Origin of the sequence: Streptomyces xiaopingdaonensis (genome assembly GCF_000262345.1) — a bacterium.
In the GTDB taxonomy this organism is placed as follows: domain Bacteria; phylum Actinomycetota; class Actinomycetes; order Streptomycetales; family Streptomycetaceae; genus Streptomyces; species Streptomyces xiaopingdaonensis.
This window is the reverse complement of the sequence record NZ_AJTQ01000209.1, coordinates 1-18,229: the sequence shown is the minus strand read 5'-3', so window position 1 is coordinate 18,229 and position 18,229 is coordinate 1. Positions and strand designations below refer to the sequence as shown.

11 protein-coding genes are annotated in these 18,229 nt (G+C 74.1%); 7 read left to right on the top strand and 4 right to left on the bottom strand.

What is annotated here, in order from left to right:
- Nucleotides 1-2,597: FtsK/SpoIIIE domain-containing protein (locus UWG_RS30265; protein ID WP_050988593.1), on the top strand; the 2,597-nt coding region annotated here is incomplete at its 5' end.
- Nucleotides 2,598-3,056: 459 nt separating this feature from the next.
- On the opposite strand, the gene UWG_RS0116670 is transcribed toward UWG_RS30265, so the two are convergent.
- A complete protein-coding gene (locus UWG_RS0116670) occupies nt 3,057-3,452 on the bottom strand; it encodes a hypothetical protein (protein ID WP_016908356.1) in 396 nt (131 codons plus the stop codon).
- A gap of 996 nt (nt 3,453-4,448) precedes the next feature.
- Between UWG_RS0116670 and UWG_RS0116665 the strand changes: the two genes are divergently transcribed.
- The 5 genes from UWG_RS0116665 to UWG_RS0116645 all read left to right on the top strand — a co-directional run bounded on the left by UWG_RS0116665 (nt 4,449) and on the right by UWG_RS0116645 (nt 13,275).
- On the top strand, nt 4,449-5,828 hold the full coding sequence (locus UWG_RS0116665; RefSeq protein WP_237720111.1) for an ABC transporter substrate-binding protein: 1,380 nt from the start codon (nt 4,449-4,451) through the stop codon (nt 5,826-5,828).
- A 105-nt stretch (nt 5,829-5,933) separates the two neighbouring features.
- Nucleotides 5,934-7,286: a carbohydrate ABC transporter permease gene (locus UWG_RS0116660; RefSeq protein WP_016908354.1), complete on the top strand. Its 1,353-nt coding sequence runs from the start codon at nt 5,934-5,936 to the stop codon at nt 7,284-7,286.
- Nucleotides 7,283-8,230 (top strand): carbohydrate ABC transporter permease, encoded by a 948-nt coding sequence (locus UWG_RS0116655; RefSeq protein WP_016908353.1) that lies wholly within the window; start codon nt 7,283-7,285, stop codon nt 8,228-8,230. Before UWG_RS0116660 ends, UWG_RS0116655 begins: the two co-directional genes overlap by 4 nt.
- A gap of 317 nt (nt 8,231-8,547) precedes the next feature.
- Entirely contained in the window at nt 8,548-10,851 is a 2,304-nt protein-coding gene (locus UWG_RS0116650) for a bifunctional glycosyltransferase/CDP-glycerol:glycerophosphate glycerophosphotransferase (protein WP_033196197.1), read from the top strand.
- A 42-nt stretch (nt 10,852-10,893) separates the two neighbouring features.
- Nucleotides 10,894-13,275, top strand: a complete 2,382-nt coding sequence (locus UWG_RS0116645) for a bifunctional glycosyltransferase/CDP-glycerol:glycerophosphate glycerophosphotransferase (protein WP_016908351.1) — start codon at nt 10,894-10,896, stop codon at nt 13,273-13,275.
- 108 nt (nt 13,276-13,383) lie between these two features.
- Here the strand turns inward: UWG_RS0116645 and UWG_RS31745 are convergent, their stop codons facing one another.
- The 3 genes from UWG_RS31745 to UWG_RS0116630 are packed head-to-tail and all read right to left on the bottom strand — an operon-like array spanning nt 13,384 to nt 17,596.
- A complete protein-coding gene (locus tag UWG_RS31745; RefSeq protein ID WP_016908350.1) occupies nt 13,384-14,622 on the bottom strand; it encodes a glycosyltransferase family 2 protein in 1,239 nt (412 codons plus the stop codon).
- Nucleotides 14,619-15,926, bottom strand: coding sequence for a nucleotide sugar dehydrogenase (locus tag UWG_RS0116635; protein ID WP_029391508.1), 1,308 nt, complete (start codon nt 15,924-15,926; stop codon nt 14,619-14,621). Before UWG_RS0116635 ends, UWG_RS31745 begins: the two co-directional genes overlap by 4 nt.
- 50 nt (nt 15,927-15,976) lie before the next feature.
- Nucleotides 15,977-17,596, bottom strand: coding sequence for a glycosyltransferase (locus tag UWG_RS0116630; protein WP_016908348.1), 1,620 nt, complete (start codon nt 17,594-17,596; stop codon nt 15,977-15,979).
- A gap of 312 nt (nt 17,597-17,908) precedes the next feature.
- Here UWG_RS0116630 and UWG_RS30255 point away from each other — a divergent pair.
- Nucleotides 17,909-18,229 (top strand): UDP-N-acetylglucosamine 2-epimerase (locus UWG_RS30255; RefSeq protein ID WP_033196196.1); only part of this gene is annotated, 321 nt, incomplete at its 3' end.

Below are 18,229 nucleotides of genomic sequence, written 5' to 3'. Positions count from 1 at the left end.
CGCCGCTCCGCCTCGAAGCGGCGGGCAGACTGCCGGGGCCGCCGGGTCCGTCCCGCGCCACCGTCCGGGACGGGGAAGGGCGGCTCCGCCTCACCGCGTCGGACGAGCCGCCGACCGAAGGGCGCGCGGGGAGCGCACCACCCCCTCCGCCCGCCCCGCCGGACGACGGCGGGACGCACGGCTCCGGGCTCGCTCCGCTTTCCCTCCCCTTGCAGGGAGGAGAAGGCCGCAGGACCCGCGGCCCCGTCGCCTGGGCGCGGCGGTTCGCGGGCCCCCGGGCCGACGAGGGCCGGCCGCCCGCCTCCCCGGAGCCGCCCCCCGCCGAGCCGCCCGAACCGGAGCCGGCGCTCCCCGATCCGGCCGCCGTACTCCTCGGCGCGCTCGGCCCCGGGCAGCGGTTGTGGGAGGACGAGCCGCCGCGCGCCGGCGCGCTCGCGGCCCGCCTCGGCACCGCGCACCCGGCCGCGCCGGGCCGCGGCGCGCGCGTCCTCGCCACCGACCTGGGGGAGCACGGCGCACTCGGCCTCGCGGGGCCGCGGTCCCGGCTCGCGGGGCTCGCCCGCTCCGTGCTCGCCCAACTCGCCGCCGCGCACGGTCCTTCGCACCTGGAGGTGGTGCTCCTCGCCGCCGACCGCACGCGTCCGGCCGCCGAGCGCGCCGCGGAGTGGTCCTGGCTCGGCTGGCTGCCGCACGTCCATCCGCGCCGCGGCCAGGACTGCGGCCTCCTCCTCGCGCTCGACCGCGAGCAGGCGGAGGCCCGCGCCGGCGAGCTGCTCCAGCGCTTGGAGTCGGCCCGCGGGACGCCGGAGGACCGCACGCTCCTCGTCGTCGACGGCGACCCGGGCACGGCGACCCTCCGCGAAGCCGTGGCGAGGCTCTCCGTCGAGGGCCCGGGCGCCGGCGTCCACGTCCTCTGCCTGGCCGAGACGCCCCCCGCCACCCCCGCGTCCCCCGTCGCGGCGACGGTCCGCGCCGCGCTCGCCTCCTCCCCCGCGTTCCGGGCGCTCCGGATCTTCGCCGTCCTCAGCGGGGACGTGGCCACCGCGGTACGCCTCGTCCGGGTGTCCGAGGACGCGCCCCCGGAGGGCGAGCCGCAGCCGCTCGGCCCCGTCGCCACCGTCGACGCCGTCTCGCCCGCCTGGGCCGAGCGGTTCGCGCGCGCCCTCGCCCCGCTGCGCGAGCCGGAGGGCGCCCCGCGCACCGCGCCCACCTCCCCGCTCCCCCACACCTGCCGCCTGCTCGACGAGTTGGGGCTGGCGCGGGCCACCCCCGCGGCACTGCGCGCCGGTTGGGCCGCGCGCGCCGACTCCCCCGCCGGCGTACCGCTCCTCTTCGGCGCGGGGCTGCGCGGCCCGCTCCAGGCCGACCTCGCCTCGCTCGGCGGGACGGCCGTGGTGCGGGGGCCTGCCGGCTCGGGCCGGTCCGAGCTGCTGCGGTCGCTCGCCGCCGCGCTCGCCGCGGGCGAGCCGCCCGAGCGCCTCGGGCTGCTCCTCGTCGACGGCGCGGCCCAGCCGGGCGACGAGCGCGGCGGGCTCGCCCCGTGCGGCCAACTCCCGCACGTACGCGGCCAGATGAACGGCTCGGAGCCGGTCGCCATGCGGGAGTTCGCGCAGTCGCTCGGCGCGGAGCTGAAGCGCCGCGCCGAAGTCCTCGACGCCTACGGCGCACGCACGTGGGAGCAGTACACCGCCTCCCCCTCCCGCGCCTCCGCGGGCCGCGCGGGCGCGAGCGGCCCCGCACCGCACCCCGGCGCCGAACCGTCCCGGGACACGGCGCCGCCCGCCGCCGACGCCCCGCCCGCGCTGCCCCGGCTCGCCGTGCTCGTCGACGACTTCGACACGCTCGTCGAGCCCGCGCTCGGCAACCCCGGCCGCCCGGCGGCGGGTTCGGTCGTCAGGGCGCTGGAGGCCGTCGCGCGCGGCGGCGCGGAACTCGGCGTCCACCTCGTCCTCACGACGGGGCGCTCGGCCCGCGCCGCCGAGACGACGGCGGTGCGAGCGGCGTCCCTCCTCGCCGAGTTGAGCGGGGAGGAGGGAGGCGCCCCGCGCGGGCGCGGCACCCTCCGGGGGCCGCAGGAGGCGGCGGCCTTCCAGTCGGCCCGCGTCACCGGACGCATCCCCCGTACGGCCACGATGCGGCCCACCGTCGTCCCCGTCGACTGGACCCGAGCCGGCGACCCGCCGACCCGCCGCCAGGTCCGCGAGCTGGGGAACGGGCCCACCGATCTCGCCCTGCTCACCAGCGCGTTGGAGCGCGCAGCCGGCACGGGCGCCCCACCCCGGGTCGTCCCCCAGGACACCGACGACGTTCCCCGGACCCCCGCGCCGCGCCCCCCTTCCGACGCGCCGCTGCCCGGCACGCACGCGGGGGCCGCTTCCCCGTCGCCCGACGGGCGGGCCGAGGTGCGCCCCGACGCTTCAGTGCCCGACGCCCGTGAGGAGTCGCCGCGTACGCCGCGCACGGCCCCGGAAGAGGAGCGCCCCGATCCCCGGGTCGCACCACCGGACGCCCCGGCACGCGGGCGCGAGCGGGGGCGGGCGGAGGGTGCGTCCGCTCGGCCGAGCGTGCCGCTTGGTGGGGAGGGGCCCGAAGGGTAGGGCTCTGGAGCGCCGCAGCCGCGCCGGGCACAACGCCCTTGGTTGCTCGGCACCGTTGGAGCTCCGGCCCGCGACCGAGAGCAAGCCGCGAGCCGTGGAGGTCACAGCGGCGCACCGGAGGCTCCCTTCCTCGCGGAGAGGACGACGGGCTTGCGGATGGCCCGGGCCGGCATGGCACGCCGACCGACAGCGCAAGGGGGGTAGGCGAGTTGGCGGTACGTGAGCCCCTGGCGTTCGGAGAATCCTGTGGCGTCCCGGAATCCGTGCGAGCCGCGGGAGGTCGGCGTTCTGACAGATGCGTGCGATCGGAAGCGGCGCGTCCACGTCGAGCCCTTCGCCCGGGGTTCCGACCCGCAGCGCGAGTCCCCAGCTCCGGCTCCTACCGCGGAGTTCGTCCAAGGCGTCTTGCGGGGAGCGGGCCTCGGCGGTCGTTGCGCCGAGGACGGGCAGCAGGCCAGGCTACGGGGCGTCCTCGAACCCCGACAGGGCTTCGAGGACGTGAGGAGCCAAGCGAAAGACAAGAAAAATGAACAAGGCCGAAATGGCGAGTTGGAGAATCACCAGAACCACGCCTCGCAGGATCTTTTCTGCGGGGTGCCTGTTCTCTTCCTCCTCCTCGGCTTCCCGCTTCTTCTCCTCGGCTGCCCAAGCCTCCTCTGCTTTTCTCATGTAGCGGGCCCGGAACTCCAGTTCCCTCTGGCTCTTCGGTGGGGCGGACCACTGGTAGTTGACGTCCCCGTGGACGGCCCCGAACTGGCCGACGGGACCGTTGAATTGACCGCCGGAAATCTGATTGTCGATACCGGAGTCGGTCTTGGGAGCTTCGACATCTTCGTGGTTTCGACCTTCGGTCATCCTCCGATGCTAGGGCAGTTCCAAGATCAAGTGGACAGGAACGCCGCCTGTACCGACGTGGCCGGCCGGGTGAACTGTTGGGCCGGGGGCGTGTCAACGGCGAAGTGGGCCAGGCGGTGCGAGTGAAGCCGTCACAAACGAACTCGGTGGTCGGCGGCGCACGACGCGAGAAGTTCCGCACGCACGAGAAGGAGCGCAAAGGACACAACCAGGGCGGAGAGCAATCACCTCAACCGCCCCCGTAATCAGCTCGTTTCGCCGGTCGCCCGCCTCGAAGGCTCCCCTTTCGGCGGACCGGGACACCGGTGACTGCTTCGACGAACGGTGTTCGGCGAACTCCGTCCACCACGCGCCTCGCGGGACCACCATCACGTACGCGAACCGGCTCGTCCAACCGCCCGTGGCGGAACCGACGGAGGCCCCCTGCGCCGTGCCCGCCCACACGCCGTACTCGTCTTCGCCGAGCCGGTCGGCGGTCCACCGCGCGCTCACGCTGCCGTCGTACTTCCGGATGTCGACCAGCACGGTGCTCTTGGCGCCCACGCCGAGACGCCGGCGCGACGGCTCCCCCGGGAACACCGGCGAGGCGCCTGCGGAGGACGCCAACTCCGCGCGCAGCGCACGGCGTTGCCCGACGGCGCGGGCATCGCCGGCCCGGACGGTGCCGGTGCATGGCCGCCGACGTCGCACGGCGCGTGGGTGGCTCCTTCCCCGAGAACCAGTCCGCGCCGGTCCTGTCCCCCGCAGCAGCCGCCCGGGCTGCCCCTTGCCGCGGCGGCGGTCTCCCGCGTGCCTGCTTCACCACGGAAGGGCGTCGTCGACTCTCCCCGCCGCCCCGAACTCCCCGCCTTCGCGTCGCAGTTCGCCCCCGACGGCCCTATTGCCGTCCGCCCGCGCCGGGCGTACACCTATGCGCACGGAAAGCACAGTGCGAGGCACCCGGTATCGGAAGCGCGCTGCGGACGGGGGCCGCGCCTCGGCAGGGGGACGAGAGGCATGCCTACATCGCTACGCGGCAAGGGCGCCGGGCGGCTCGCGAGTGTCGGGCTGCGTGGCGCACTGGTGCTGGCGGCCGTCGCCGCGCTCGCCGTCACCGCCGTCGGCCGGGAGGAGACGGACGAGGGCAGTTGGGCGAAGGAGCACAGGCCCACGGTGCGGCTCCCCTCGCTGAAGGGCGAGAAGTTGCAGGTGGCCGCCGTCTGGACGGGTCCGGAGGAGGCGAACTTCCGCCGCGTGCTCGCCGAGTTCGAGCGGCGGACCGGCGCCACCGTGGAGTTCGTCCCGACGGGCGACAACGTCGCCACCTACATCGGCTCCAAGATCGAGGGCGGCAAGCCGCCGGACGTGGTGATGGTCCCGCAGGTCGGCGTCGTCGAACAGTTCGCCGCGAAGGGGTGGCTCGAGCCGCTCGGACCGGAGGCGCGGCAGCAGTTGGAGAGGAACTTCTCGCCCGGCTGGCAGGACCTCGCGACGTACGAGGGCACCCGCTACGGCGTCTACTACAAGGTCGCCAACAAGTCCCTGATCTGGTACAACACCGCTGCATACCGGGATGCGGGGGTGGGCGAGGCGAAGACCTGGCAGCAGTTCGTCGACGACGCGCGCACCCTCACCGACTCCGGGGTGCCCGCCGTCTCGGTCGGCGGCGCCGACGGCTGGGTGCTCACCGACTGGTTCGAGAACATCTACCTCTCCCAGGCGGGCCCCGACCTCTACGACAAGCTCGCGGCGCACGAGATCCCCTGGACCCACCCCTCGGTGGGCCGGGCGCTGAAGACGCTCGGCGAACTCTTCGGCGAGCGCCGCCTGCTCGCCGGGGGACAGCGGGGCGCGCTCCAGACCGAGTTCCCGGCCTCCGTGACGAAGGCGTTCGGCGACCTCGCCTCGCCGCAGGCCGCCTCGGTCTTCGAGGCCGACTTCGTCGGCGTCAACATCGCGGGCGACACCAACGCACGGATCGGCAAGGAGGCGAAGGCGTACCCCTTCCCGGCAGTGGACGGGGAGTCGCCGGTCGTGACGGCGGGGGACGCGGCGGTCGTCCTGCGGCAGGGCGAGGGCGCCCAGGCGCTGCTGACCTTCCTCGCCTCGACCGACGCCGCCGGCATCGCAGCGGAAGCCGGCGGATTCCTCTCCCCCAACCGGCAGTTGGACCTCGCCGCGTACCCGGACGCCGTGCAGCGCCGCATCGCCCGCGCGCTCGTCTCGGCCGGCGACGACTTCCGCTTCGACATGTCGGACCAGGCCCCCGCCGCGTTCGGCGGCACCAAGGGGCAGGGCGAGTGGAAGGCGCTCCAGGACTTCCTCCTCGAGCCGCACGACGTCGAGGGCGCGCAGCAGAACCTGGAGGCCGCCGCGGCGAAGGCGTACGAGAAGTGACAGGACCGGCAGCGCGCACCACCCGGCACACCACACCACGTACCGACCAGGCCCGCGGCAGAGCCCGCCGCAGCGGCCGCTGACGGAACAGGGGAGACCACCGTCATGTCGACCGACCCCGCCGCACCGCAGGCCCCCGGCCGCAGCACCGGAGCACCGGGCGCGCGCCCCGCGGTGGGCCGTTCGCGCGCCTGGATCGCGTGGCTCTTCCTGCTCCCCGCGCTGGTGCTGCTCGGCGCGCTCGTCGCCTACCCGATCGTCTACTCCGTCTACCGCAGCCTCTTCGACGCGGCCGGAGGGGCCTTCGTCGGCCTCGCCAACTACGGCGAGATCTTCACCGATTCGGGCATCCTGACGGCGCTGCGCAACAACCTGATCTGGGTGATCGTCGCGCCCTCGCTGGCGACGGCGCTCGGGCTGCTCTTCGCCGTCCTCACCGAGCGCATCCGCTGGGCCACCGCGTTCAAGCTGATCGTCTTCATGCCGATGGCCGTCTCCATGCTCGCGGCCGGCATCACCTTCCGCCTCGTCTACGAACAGGACCCGGAGCGCGGCGTCGCCAACGCGGTGTGGACGGGCGTCCACGACACCTTCGCCGAGTCCTCGCCCTGGCCCGGGGCGCAGCCGCGCGAGGGCGCGGGCCTTACGCCCTCGGACGGCGGAGGGTTCACGACGAGGGCGACGGCCTCGGCCGGCGAGGTGGCGCTGCTGCCGCTCGTCGGCATCCCCCCGAAGGAGGCCGCGGGCGCGCAGCGCGCCGAGCCGGCGCCGCGGGCCGAGGGGGGCGGCGTCGCCGGCGTCGTGTGGCTGGACTTCGTCCGCGGCGGCGGCAGCGAGCACGGGCGGGTCGACGCGGGCGAGAAGGGCCTCGCCGGAGTGAAGGTCGAGGCCGTCGAGGACGGGAAGAGAATCGCGGAGGCGACGAGCGGCCCCGACGGCGTCTTCACCCTCCCGCCCTCGGCCGACGGCGCCCAACTCCGCCTGCCTGCGAGCAACTTCGCCGCACCGTACGGCGGCGTCGACTGGCTGGGGCCGACCCTCGTCACCCCCGCGATCATCGGCTCCTACGTGTGGATGTGGGCAGGGTTCGCGATGGTGCTGATCGCCGCGGGGCTCGCGGGCATCCCGCGGGAGCTGCTGGAGGCCGCACGGATGGACGGCGCCAACGAGTGGCAGGTCTTCCGGAGGGTCACGGTGCCGGTGCTCGCGCCCGTCCTCGGCGTCGTCTTCGTGACGCTGATGATCAACGTCCTGAAGATCTTCGACCTCGTCTACGTCATCGCACCGGGCGCCACCCAGAGCGACGCCAACGTCCTCGCGCTCCAGCTCTACCTGTCCTCCTTCGGCAGCAGCGCCGACCAGGGCGTCGGCAGCGCGATCGCCGTCGTCCTGCTGCTGCTCGTGGTCCCCGTGATGGTCGTCAACATCCGCCGCCTGCGGAGGGAGTCCCAGAGGTGACCACCGTCAGCACCCCGGCCCGGGCGCCGGAACCGACGAACGGGCGCCCCGGCTCCGGGCCGCGCCGCCGCTCCGCGGGGGCGCGCGTCGCCGCGTTCACGGGGCACTGGGCGGTCCGCCTGGTCCTCGTCGTGATCGCGCTCTTCTGGCTGATGCCGACGGCGGGGCTCCTCGGCTCCTCGGTCCGCGACCGCGCCGACATCTCGACGAGCGGCTGGTGGCAGATCTTCGGGTTCAGCTCCTCGTTCCCGTGGATCGTCGACCCGGGCCGCCTCACCCTCGACAACTACGACGCGCTCCTCACCAACTCCCAGATCACCGACTCCGTCGTCACCACGGTTCTGATCACGGTGCCGGCGACCGTCCTCGTCGTGCTCGTCGCCGCGCTCGCCGGGTACGCCTTCGCCTGGCTCGACTTTCCCGGCCGGGACTACTGGTTCCTCGTCGTCGTCGGCCTGCTCGTCGTGCCGGTGCAGGTGGCGCTCGTCCCGGTGGCGAAGCTCTTCAACGCGCTGGGGATCTTCGAGACGACGCCGGGGGTCGTCCTCTTCCACACCGCGTTCGGGCTGCCGTTCGGCATCTTCCTGCTGCGGAGCTTCTTCGCCGAGATCCCGCGCGAACTCCTGGAGGCCGCACGGCTCGACGGCGCGGGCGAGATACGGCTCTTCACCCGCGTCGTCCTCCCGCTCGGCGGCCCGGCGATCGCCTCGCTCGGCATCTTCCAGTTCCTCTGGGTGTGGAACGACATGCTCGTCGCGCTGATCTTCGCCGACGCCGCCGACCCGCCGATCACCGTCGCCCTCCAGCAGCAGGTCCGCCAGTTCGGGAACAACATCGACGTCCTCGCGCCGGGGGCCTTCCTCTCGATGCTGATCCCGCTCGCCGTCTTCTTCGCCTTCCAGAAGCAGTTCGTCTCCGGGGTGATGGCCGGGGCCGTCAAGTAGCGGGCGTCGGGCGCCGGCGGTGAACGCGGGCGCGGACGGCGGCGGTCGACCGCACACGGCAGCCGGGCGCTCGCTTCGACCGGTCGGCGCAAAGCCGCCGAGCCCCGACACCACGCCCGTCGGGACGGCCGCGGGCACCGCCTCGCCACCGTCCCGGCGTACACCGGGCCGGGGCCGGTCGACAGCGCGTGCCCGGGTGGATACGGTGACCCGCAGACGGATAATTCGGATGATTACCTGCAGAACCCGCCCGATCTCCAGAGAGCCGGGCGAAGGCAGGGAATCTCCTGCCCGGCCGTTGGGATGGGTGGAACGCCGTGCCTCGATTCAGCGTGATCGTCCCCGCCTACCAGGTGCAGGCGTACCTCCACGAGTCGCTCCAGTCCGTCCTCGCACAGTCCTGCACGGACCTGGAGTTGATCGCCGTCGACGACCACTCGCCCGACGACTCCCCGCGGATCATCGACGAGTGCGCCGCCGCCGACCCCCGCGTGCGCCCCCTCCACCTCCCGTCCAACGTCGGACTCGGCGGAGCCCGCAACGCCGGCGTCGAGGCGGCGCGCGGGGAGTACCTCCTCTTCCTCGACGCCGACGACACCCTCATCCCCGGCGCCCTCGGCGCGATCGCCGACCGCCTCACCGCCACGGGCGACCCGGACGTCCTCGTCTACGACTTCGCGCTGGCGCACTGGCACGGCGAACTCGCCCCCAACCCGCGCACCGCGCTCCTCGCCCCGCGCGAGGGCCCCGAGGTCTCCACCCTCGCCGGCCGCCCCGAGCTGCTGCGCCTCCTCCCCGTCGTCTGGAACAAGGCGTACCGCAGGGACTTCGTCGCGCACCAGGGCCTCGCCTTCCCGCCCGGCTACTACGAGGACACCGTCTGGACGTACCCGGCGCTGCTCGCGGCGGAGTCGATCGCGACGCTCGACCGCGTCTGCGTCCACTACCGGCAGCGCCGGGGCGGCAGCATCGTCCGCACGGCGAGCCGACGCCACTTCGACGTCTTCGCCCAGTACGAGCGGATCTTCGACTTCCTCGACGCGCGCCCCTGGCTCGACCGCTGGCGCCCGGCCCTCTACCGGCGCATGCTCGACCACCTCACGACGATCGCGACCGCACCCAGCCGCCTGCCGCGGACCCTCCGGGCCGAGTTCTTCGCACGCAGCCGCCGCTACTGCCGCATCCACCACCCGCGCACCAGCCGGCCGCCGGCGGGCGGGCGAGGGAAACCGCTGCCCGCGGGCGGCAGTCGGCGCACCGCCGTCCGCCACCTGCTGATGCGCAGCGGCTCGCACCGCCTCTTCCGGACGCTCCACCGCGCCGACCGCGCGGCGGCCGCGACACGCACCCGCTCCCGCTCGGCCGCGCACCTCGCCAAGCGCGCCGCGCTGCTCCTCTACTACGCGGCACAGCGGCGGCGCCCGCTCGACCCGCACCTCGCCGTCTTCTCCGCCTACTGGGCCCGCGGCTACGCCTGCAACCCGGCAGCGATCGAGGCGAAGGCCCGCGCACTCGCGCCCGGCCTCCGCACGGCCTGGGTCGCGCCCCGCGCGTACGCGCACACGCTGCCGCCCGGCGTACGCCGCCTCGAGCCGGGCTCCGCCGCGTACTGGCGTGCCCTCGCGCGCGCCACCTACCTCGTCAACAACGTCAACTTCCCTGCGCGGTACGCGAAAAGACCGGGCCAGGTACACCTCCAGACCCACCACGGGACGCCGCTGAAGCGGATGGGCCTCGACCTCCAGCAGTACCCGGCCGCCGCGCGGGGCATGGACTTCCGGCGGCTCCTCGCCCACGCCGACCGTTGGGACTTCAGCCTCAGCGCCAACCGGCACTCGACGCTCGCCTGGGAGCGCGCGTACCCCGCCGCGTTCACGCCGCTGGAGTTCGGCTACCCGCGCAACGACATCCTGCTCACCGCGGGCCCCGAAGAGGTCCTCGCCGCACGCGCCGCGCTCGGCCTCCCCGAGGACGCGCTCGTCGTCCTCTACGCACCGACCCACCGCGACCACCTGCACGACGCGCCCTACCCCCTCGACCCGGCCCGCCTCGCCCGACTCCTCGGCCCCGGCCACGTCCTGCTCGTCCGCGCGCACTACTTCCACACCCCGCCGGACACGTACACCGGCGCCGGGCGTCTCGTCGACGTCTCGGCCCACCCCGGCACGGAGCAGCTCTACCTCGCCTCGGACGCCCTCGTCACGGACTACTCCTCGGCGCTCTTCGACTACGCGGTGCTCGACCGCCCGCTCGTCGTCCACGCCCCGGACTGGGAGGTCTACCGGGCGACCCGCGGCGTCTACTTCGACCTGCTCGACGCGCCGCCCGGCCATGTGACGCGGGACGAGGACGAGTTGGCCGCCGTCTTCACGACGGGCGCCTGGTGCGACGCGGAGTCGGCGCGGCGCCGCGCCGGTTTCCGGGCGCGGTTCTGCACCCACGACGACGGCTACGCGGCCGAACGCACCGTGCGCCACGTGCTGTTGGGCGAGCCGCTGGACGCGCTGCCGCCCCTCGTGCCCCCGGCGGAGCGGCGCCCCGCGCCCGCCCCGGCCGAGGCGCGACGGATACTCCGCGACCGCGAAGCCCCGCGCCCGGTCGGCACCCGCGCCACCGGCTGACCGGCCCGACCGCCCACCGCTCCGCAGAGATTGGCAGAGCCGATGTCGCTCCACCCCACCGGCGCACGCGCCCGCTTCAGCGTCGTCGTCCCCGTCTACAAGGTCCAGGGGTACCTGCGCGAGTGCCTCGACTCGGTGCTCGGGCAGTCCTTCCGCGACCTGGAGGTCCTCGCCGTCGACGATTGCTCCCCCGACGGCTGCGGCCGCATCCTCGACGAGTACGCGGCCCGCGACCCCCGGCTGCGCGTACTCCACCTCCCGCGCAACGGCGGACTCGGCCCGGCACGCAACGCCGGTACGGCGCAGGCCACCGGCGAGTACCTGCTCTTCCTCGACAGCGACGACCGCTATCTCCCCGGCGCCCTCGCGTCGATCGACCGCCGCCTCACCGCAGCGGGCGACCCGGAGCTGCTCGTCTTCGACCACCAGCGCTCCTACTGGTGGGGCGAGGTCGTACAGAGCCGCTACGGCGCCCAACTCGCCGAGGCCGCAGGCGGGACCGGCGGCGTACGCGAGCGTCCCGAGTTGCTTTCGCTCTTCCACGTCGCCTGGAACAAGGCGTACCGGCGGGACTTCTACACGGGCACCGGACTCTCCTTCGAGCCGGGGCTCTACGAGGACGTGCCCGTCGCCAACGAGGCGATGGTCTGCGCCGCGCGCGTCGCGTGCCTGCCGCGGATCTGCGTCGACTACCGGCAGCGCCACCTCGGCGCCATCACCCGCTCCCCCGGACGGCGCCACTTCGACATCTTCCCGCAATACGCCTCGCTCTTCGCCTTCCTCGACCGCCACCCGGAACTCGACGGCGTACGCCCGCTCCTCTTCGAGCGGATGGTGGCGCACCTGCTCTTCTGCCTGCGCCACCCGGACCGCGTACGCCCCGCCGACCGCCGCGCCTACTTCGGCCGAGCCTCCAGCTTCTACCACCGCTACCGTCCGGACGGCTTCCGTCCACCGGCGGGCGACCGCGGATTCCGGGCGCTCGCGCAGGGGCACTACGCGCCCTTCGCCGCCGAACTCCGCGCCAGGCGCGGCGCGTCGGCCGTGCGCGGGCGCCTCGGCGCGCTCCAGCGCGGCGGACTGCGCCAGGCACGCCGCGGCTACTACGCGCTCCACCGCCGCCTCCCGCTCCGGGACGACCTGGCGCTCTACAGCGCGTACTGGGGCCGCGGCTTCGCCTGCAACCCGGCCGCCGTCCATCAGGAGGCCCACCGGCGCGCGCCGCAGGTCCACGGAGTGTGGGTGGTGAGCCCCGAGTACGCCGCCTCGCTCCCGCCCGGGACCGACCACGTCCATCCGGGCTCGCGCCGCTACTGGCGGCTGCTCGCCCGCGCGCGCTACCTCGTCAACAACGTCAACTGGCCCGACTCCACGGTGAAGCGGCCGGGCCAGCTCCACGTGATGACCCACCACGGCACCCCCCTCAAGCGCATGGGCCTCGACCAACTCCCCTACCCGGCCTCGGCGCGCGGCACCGATTTCCACCGCCTGCTACGCCGGAGCGAGCGCTGGGACATCAGTGTCACCGCCAACCCGCACAGCTCGGAGCACTGGGAGCGCGCCTACCCCTGCGCCTACGAGGACCTGCCGGCCGGTTACCCCCGCAACGACCGCTACGTGCGCGCCGACGCGGACGAGGTCGCAGCGCTGCGCACCCGGCTCGGCATCCCGGAGGGCCGCACGGCCCTGCTCTACGCGCCGACGATGCGCGACTACCGGGAAGAGTTCGTCCCCCTCCTCGACCTGGAGCGGTTCGCCGAGTCCCTCGGGGACGAGCACCTCCTCCTCGTCCGCACCCACTACTTCTACGGACCCGACGAGGAACTCCGCGAACTCGCCGAGCGCGGCCTGCTGTTGGACGTCTCGGCGCATCCGCGCACGGAGGAGCTGTGCCTCGCCGCCGACGGCCTGATCACCGACTACTCCTCCGTGATGTTCGACTACGCCAACCTCGACCGCCCCCTCGTGATCTACGCCCCCGACTGGGAGGCGTACCGCAGCGCCCGGGGCGTCTACTTCGACCTGCTCTCCGGACGCCCGGGCGAGACCCCGGGCGCGGTCGCCCGCACCGAGGAGGAGTTGTTCGCCCTCTTCCGCACGGGCGAGTGGCGCGGCCCGCACTCGGACGCGCTCCGGAACGCCTTCCGCGAGCGGTTCTGCCCCTACGACGACGGCCGCGCCGCCGAACGCGTCGTCCGCCGCGTCTTCCTGGGCGAACCGGCCGAGAACCTTCCCGCTCCCCTGCCCCTGAGCGTCCGGCGCCCCGCCCCCCCTCTCCCGGCCCGACGAACCGGCTGTCGCGCCGGTGCACGGCTGACGGGGTCCGCAACCGTCCAGGGACTTTCCGGCTCACCGGCTCGGCGCGACGGCTCGTCCGGCCGCCAAGCCGGCCTCTTCCCGGGCGAGTTGGCGGACTCGGGATGATCGCCGGCCGTGCGATGCTGCACAAGGGACCGCCGGGCTCGACAGCCCCCGGCGCTCCTCACTCTCCCGCCCTGCGAGCAGGACCAGCACCACGAGCGGTTCGGCTTCTCAACGCGGGCGGCCCGCACGGAAACGAGCCGCCGCTCGCCCGAACCGGCCCACCGGCACGAGCAGTCGGCCCCGAAGAACCCACCCCCGCGCCCGCACCCAACCCTTCGCCACCCGCCGCACCCGAGCCGGCACGCCCCTGCGCACCCGGGACCGCCGTACGTCCACCACGGGCGCCTCTTCGGGGCGCCCCCACTCTCCGGCGGCCACCGCCTTCCGCCATCTCAACACCCCGCGGAGCGCCTCCAGTTGCTCCTCCCGGGCGAGCTCCAGCACCGTCCGCCGCTCCGGGTCGAGGCGCTCCAGCACCCCGTCCCCGTACCGCTCGACGAGCGCCCCCGCGCCTCTGCACACCGCGCGCTGCGCCGGCGGCTCCAGGGCGAGGAAGCCGTCGCGGAAGAGTTGGTGGAGCTCGACGTGGAAGTGCCGTCTGTGGAAGCCCCGGCGCAGCTCCTCGTCGCCTTCGAGGAGCGCGTGGGTCGCGTCGAGGAGCCGCTCGGCGCACCGCAGGCGCACCTCCGGTCCTGTGCGGTAGGTGATGTTGCCCGAGTCGGCACGGCGGACGGCGTGGTAGTAGACGCGGTCGGCGAGGACGGAGATCCGCCGGGCGCCGACGCAGGCGGCGAGGACGAACGGCTGGTCGCTGAAGGCCGGCATCCCTTCCTCGTAGCGGAGGCCGTGGCGCTCCAGCAGCTCCCTGCGGAAGAGTTTGGTGTTGGAGAGCGCCCACGGGAGCCCGTCCCCGACGAGCCTGATCGCGGGCGCGCTGCGGGCGAACACCCCGCTGGGGACCTTGCGTTCGCCGACCGCGGCCATCTTGCACAGCAGCACGTCGCTGCCGTGCGCGTCGGCGGCCGCGACCATCCGTTCCAGCGCCTCGGGCACGAGGTGGTCGTCGGCCCCGAGGAAGAAGACGTACCTGCCGCGCGCCCTCTCCAGGCCGAGGTTGCTCGGAAGCGCGGGCCCACCGGAGTTCTGCGGCAGGCGCTCGGTGCGGAAGAGTTCAGGACGCTTGCCCGCCCACGCCGCGATCTCGTCGCCCGAGCCGTCCGTGGAACCGTCGTCGACGACGATCACCTCCAACCGCCCCTCGCCGAGGGTCTGTTCGGCGAGCGAGCGCAGGCAGGTCGTCAGGTACGGCATGGTGTCGTGGACGGCCACGACGACGCTCACATCCGGCGGCCCGGCCGCCCGGCGGGGAACGCCGCCGGGCGGGGCGCCGCGCGTCGGCACCGTCACGCCGGCGCGGCCTCCTCCGTCGGCGCCCCCAGCACCACGCGGTCCACACCGCGCCAGAGTTCGGGCACGGTCACCCGCCGCCCGTCGACGAGCACCCGCAGGTACGGCAGGTCAGCGGCACCGAGTTCGCGGTACCCCGCATGGTCCGCCTGGACGACGGCCGCCGTCACGCGCTCCCCCGTGTAGGGCGGCAGCCCCAGCGCCGAGAGTTCGGCCGCCTCGTAGAGCGGATCCGAGACGTAGGGCTCGGCACCGTGCGCGAGCAGCGCGTCGACCGTCGCGAACACCCCGGAGAAGGCGGTCTCCTTGACGCCTCCCCGGTACGCGGCGCCGAGCACCAGCACCTGGGCGCCGTCGAGTTCGCCGTACGCCTCGGCGAGCCGCTCGACCGCGTACTCCGGCATCAGCGCGTTCGCCTCGCGCGCCGCGCGGACCACGCTCGCCTGCGGGTCGTTCCACAGGTACATCCGCGGATAGACGGGGATGCAGTGCCCGCCGACGGCGATACCTGGACGGTGGATGTGGCTGTACGGCTGCGTGTTGCACGCCTCGATCACCGGCTCGACGTCGATCCCCGCCCGGTCGGCGAAACGCGCGAACTGGTTGGCGAGGCCGATGTTGACGTCCCGGTAGGTGGTCTCGGCGAGCTTCGCCAGCTCCGCCGCCTCGGCCGAGCCGAGGTCCCACACGCCGTTGGGTCGCGGCAGGTCCGTCCGCTCGTCGAAGTCGAGGACGCTCGCGTAGAAGGCGGCGCCGCGGCGCGCGGACTCGGGCCCGATGCCGCCGATCAGCTTCGGGTAGCGGCGCAGGTCTGCGAAGACCCGCCCGGTGAGCACGCGTTCGGGGCTGAAGACGAGCGAGAAGTCCCGCTCGGCCATGAGCCCGGAGCCGTCCTCCAGCATCGGCGCCCACCGCTTGCGCGTGGTGCCGACGGGCAGCGTCGTCTCGTAGCTCACCAGCGTGCCGCGGCGCAGCCCGGCCGCGACGTCCCGGGTCGCGCTGTCCATCCATGTGAAGTCCGGCTCGCCCGTGGACGTCACGAAGACCGGCACCACGAGCACGACGGCGTCGCTCTCGGCGACCGCCGAAGCGGTGTCGACGGTGGCGCGCAGCCGTCCCGCGGCCACGGCCTCCTTGAGCCGGTCGGCGAGGAGGTGCTCGCCGGGGAAGGGCTCGGCCCCGTCGTTCACCGCGTCGACGACCCGCTGCGAGGCGTCGGCGCCGACCACCGTGTGCCCGGCACCGGCGAACCGCACCGCGAGCGGCAGCCCGATCTTCCCGAGCGCTACCACGCAGATCCGCATGCTCTCCTCCTCCGACTCCCTTGCACCTGCGGTCACTTCGCGCGCCTCCCTCACTGCCGCACTCCGGCTCTCGGCGCCGCCGAGAGCCCCACGACGGTGCTGAGCCGCCCGCTCTCCTGCGGTGCCGGCGGCCGGCCCAGCAGCTCCGCGTAGAGCCGGTCGAGCTTCGCCGCCTGCGCCTCCCACGTCCACTGGGAGAGGAGGCCCGGCTTGTCGTACGCGGCGCGGTAGCGCTGCGGGTGGTCGAGCACGCGGCGCAGTGCCTCCGCGCAGTCCCGCGCGTCGCCCGCGGTGAAGACCTCGCCCTGGCCCGTCGCCCGCACCATCTGCGCCATCGCGCGTACGTCGCTGGTGACGAGCGGCAGCCGGGCCTGCGCGTACTCGAAGAACTTGTTGCTCATCGCCACCTCGTGGTTGGGCAGGTGGACGAGCGGGCTCACCGCCGCGTCCGCCCTCCGCAGATACGGCACGACCTGCCAGTGCGGCACGTACGGCAGCAGGTGGACGCGGTCCTCGTACCCTTCCGCGCGGATCGCCGCGCGCGCCGCCCCCGAGACGCCGCCGGGCGGCCGGGAGACCAACGCCAGGTGCACGCCGGGGAGTTCGGCGAGCGCCGCGACGACGGTGTCCACCCCGCGCACCGGCGCGATGCCGCCGACGTAGACGACGAGCCGCGTCTCGGGACCGACGCCGCACTGGGCACGCAGGTCGGGCAGCTCCGCCGTCCGCTGCTCGGCCGTCAGCTCCGTGACGGGCGCGTTGTAGACGACGGTCGGCAGCTCCGCGAGCCCGTGGTCCTTGCGGAGCTGCTCGGCGAGCGGCGGCGAGACCGTCACCACGGCGTCCGCGAACGGCGCGTGCTCCTTCTCCCAGGCGTGCAGGGCCGGAATCCACCGGTGGTGCGGCGCGTTGAGCCCCGGCACGTACTCGTGCGCGTCCCAGAGGAGCTTGACGTTCCGGCCCTCGGCGCGCGCCCGTACCGCCGCGCGGGCTCCGACGCCGAGCATGCGGAAGTCGTGCGCGTGGATGAGGTCGGGTCGCAGCGCGTCGATCTCGGCGCAGAACGCCAACTCGTAGTCGTACAAGTGGGGTTCGAGGCGGCGCCAGGCGCGGTTGCCGAGGAGGGCGCGCCACGCCGCGGTGGCGAGCCGGTCGAGGCGGCCCTCCAGCGTCGTGCGGTACTCCTCGGCCTGCTGCCGCTGCCGGTCGCGCAGCGCGATCCACCGCACCGCCAGCCGCGAGGCGCCGCCCGGCACGCGCAGCCACCCGCGGGCGAGCCGCAACGGCACCGTGCGCACGCCGCCCGGACTGCGCCGCAGCGCGAGGTCGAGCACGGCCCTGCGCATCCACAGGTCGCTGCGGCGTGCCTTCGCCCACTGCTCCTTGTACGCGGCGGCACGGGCGTCGGGGTAGGCGAGCGGCCGGCGGAAGGCGGCGCTGCGCAGCGTGTGCCTCCTGGTGTGGAGCGGCGCCGGCCGCGGCAGCAGCCGCACGCGCGCACCGCCGACCGAGAACTTCCGCCGCGCGGGACCCGGCGCCCGCCCCAGGAGGTAGACCTCCCAGCCGGCGGCCGCGGCGGAGGCGGCCGACTTCTGGACGCGCGAGTCGCCCCGCACCCCGTTGTCGACGAGCATCACGATCCGCCCGCGGTTGGTAACGCCACCGTCCACGATGTCTCCTCTCCCGGCCCGTCCGCAGCCGGGAACGCGCGTGGATTCCCGCGTGCACGGGACGGGTCGGCATGGGGGAATTGATGCGCACGCGCATTCTCGGTCCACGGCCGAAGACTCACCGGTTGCGCTTTTCTCACTGGCTGACTGACTGTCGTTATGATCGCCGAACGCGTTGTCAACAACGGCGGCAACAAGCAGGCCATCGGGGTGAATCCGCACTTCGGACGCCGTCTCGCGGCCCTGCTTCCGCCCTGAGCAGCTTCCGTCCCAGCCTGTCGAATTCCCGCCGCCGCACCCCTGTGAGCGCATATGAGAGTCGTCAGCATCGTGGGCGCACGCCCGCAGTTGGTAAAACTCGCACCGATCTCGACCGCACTCGCCAAGGACGGCCACGAGCACACGATCGTCCACACGGGACAGCACTACGACGCCGACCTCTCCGACGTCTTCTTCTCCGGACTCGGCATCCCGGCACCCGACGTGCACCTCGGTATCGGCTCCGGCAGCCACGGAGCGCAGACCGGGCAGGCACTCGCCGCGCTCGACCCCGTCCTCGCCGACGCGGCCCCCGACTGGGTACTCGTCTACGGCGACACCAACAGCACCCTCGCCGGCACCCTCTCCGCGGTG

Bases quoted from the DNA above. Each gene is read 5' to 3' on its own strand.
- UWG_RS0116670 (WP_016908356.1), bottom strand. From the start codon at position 3,452: ATGACCGAAGGTCGAAACCACGAAGATGTCGAAGCTCCCAAGACCGAC.
- UWG_RS0116665 (WP_237720111.1), top strand. From the start codon at position 4,449: ATGCCTACATCGCTACGCGGCAAGGGCGCCGGGCGGCTCGCGAGTGTC.
- UWG_RS0116660 (WP_016908354.1), top strand. From the start codon at position 5,934: ATGTCGACCGACCCCGCCGCACCGCAGGCCCCCGGCCGCAGCACCGGA.
- UWG_RS0116645 (WP_016908351.1), top strand. From the start codon at position 10,894: ATGTCGCTCCACCCCACCGGCGCACGCGCCCGCTTCAGCGTCGTCGTC.
- UWG_RS0116635 (WP_029391508.1), bottom strand. From the start codon at position 15,926: ATGCGGATCTGCGTGGTAGCGCTCGGGAAGATCGGGCTGCCGCTCGCG.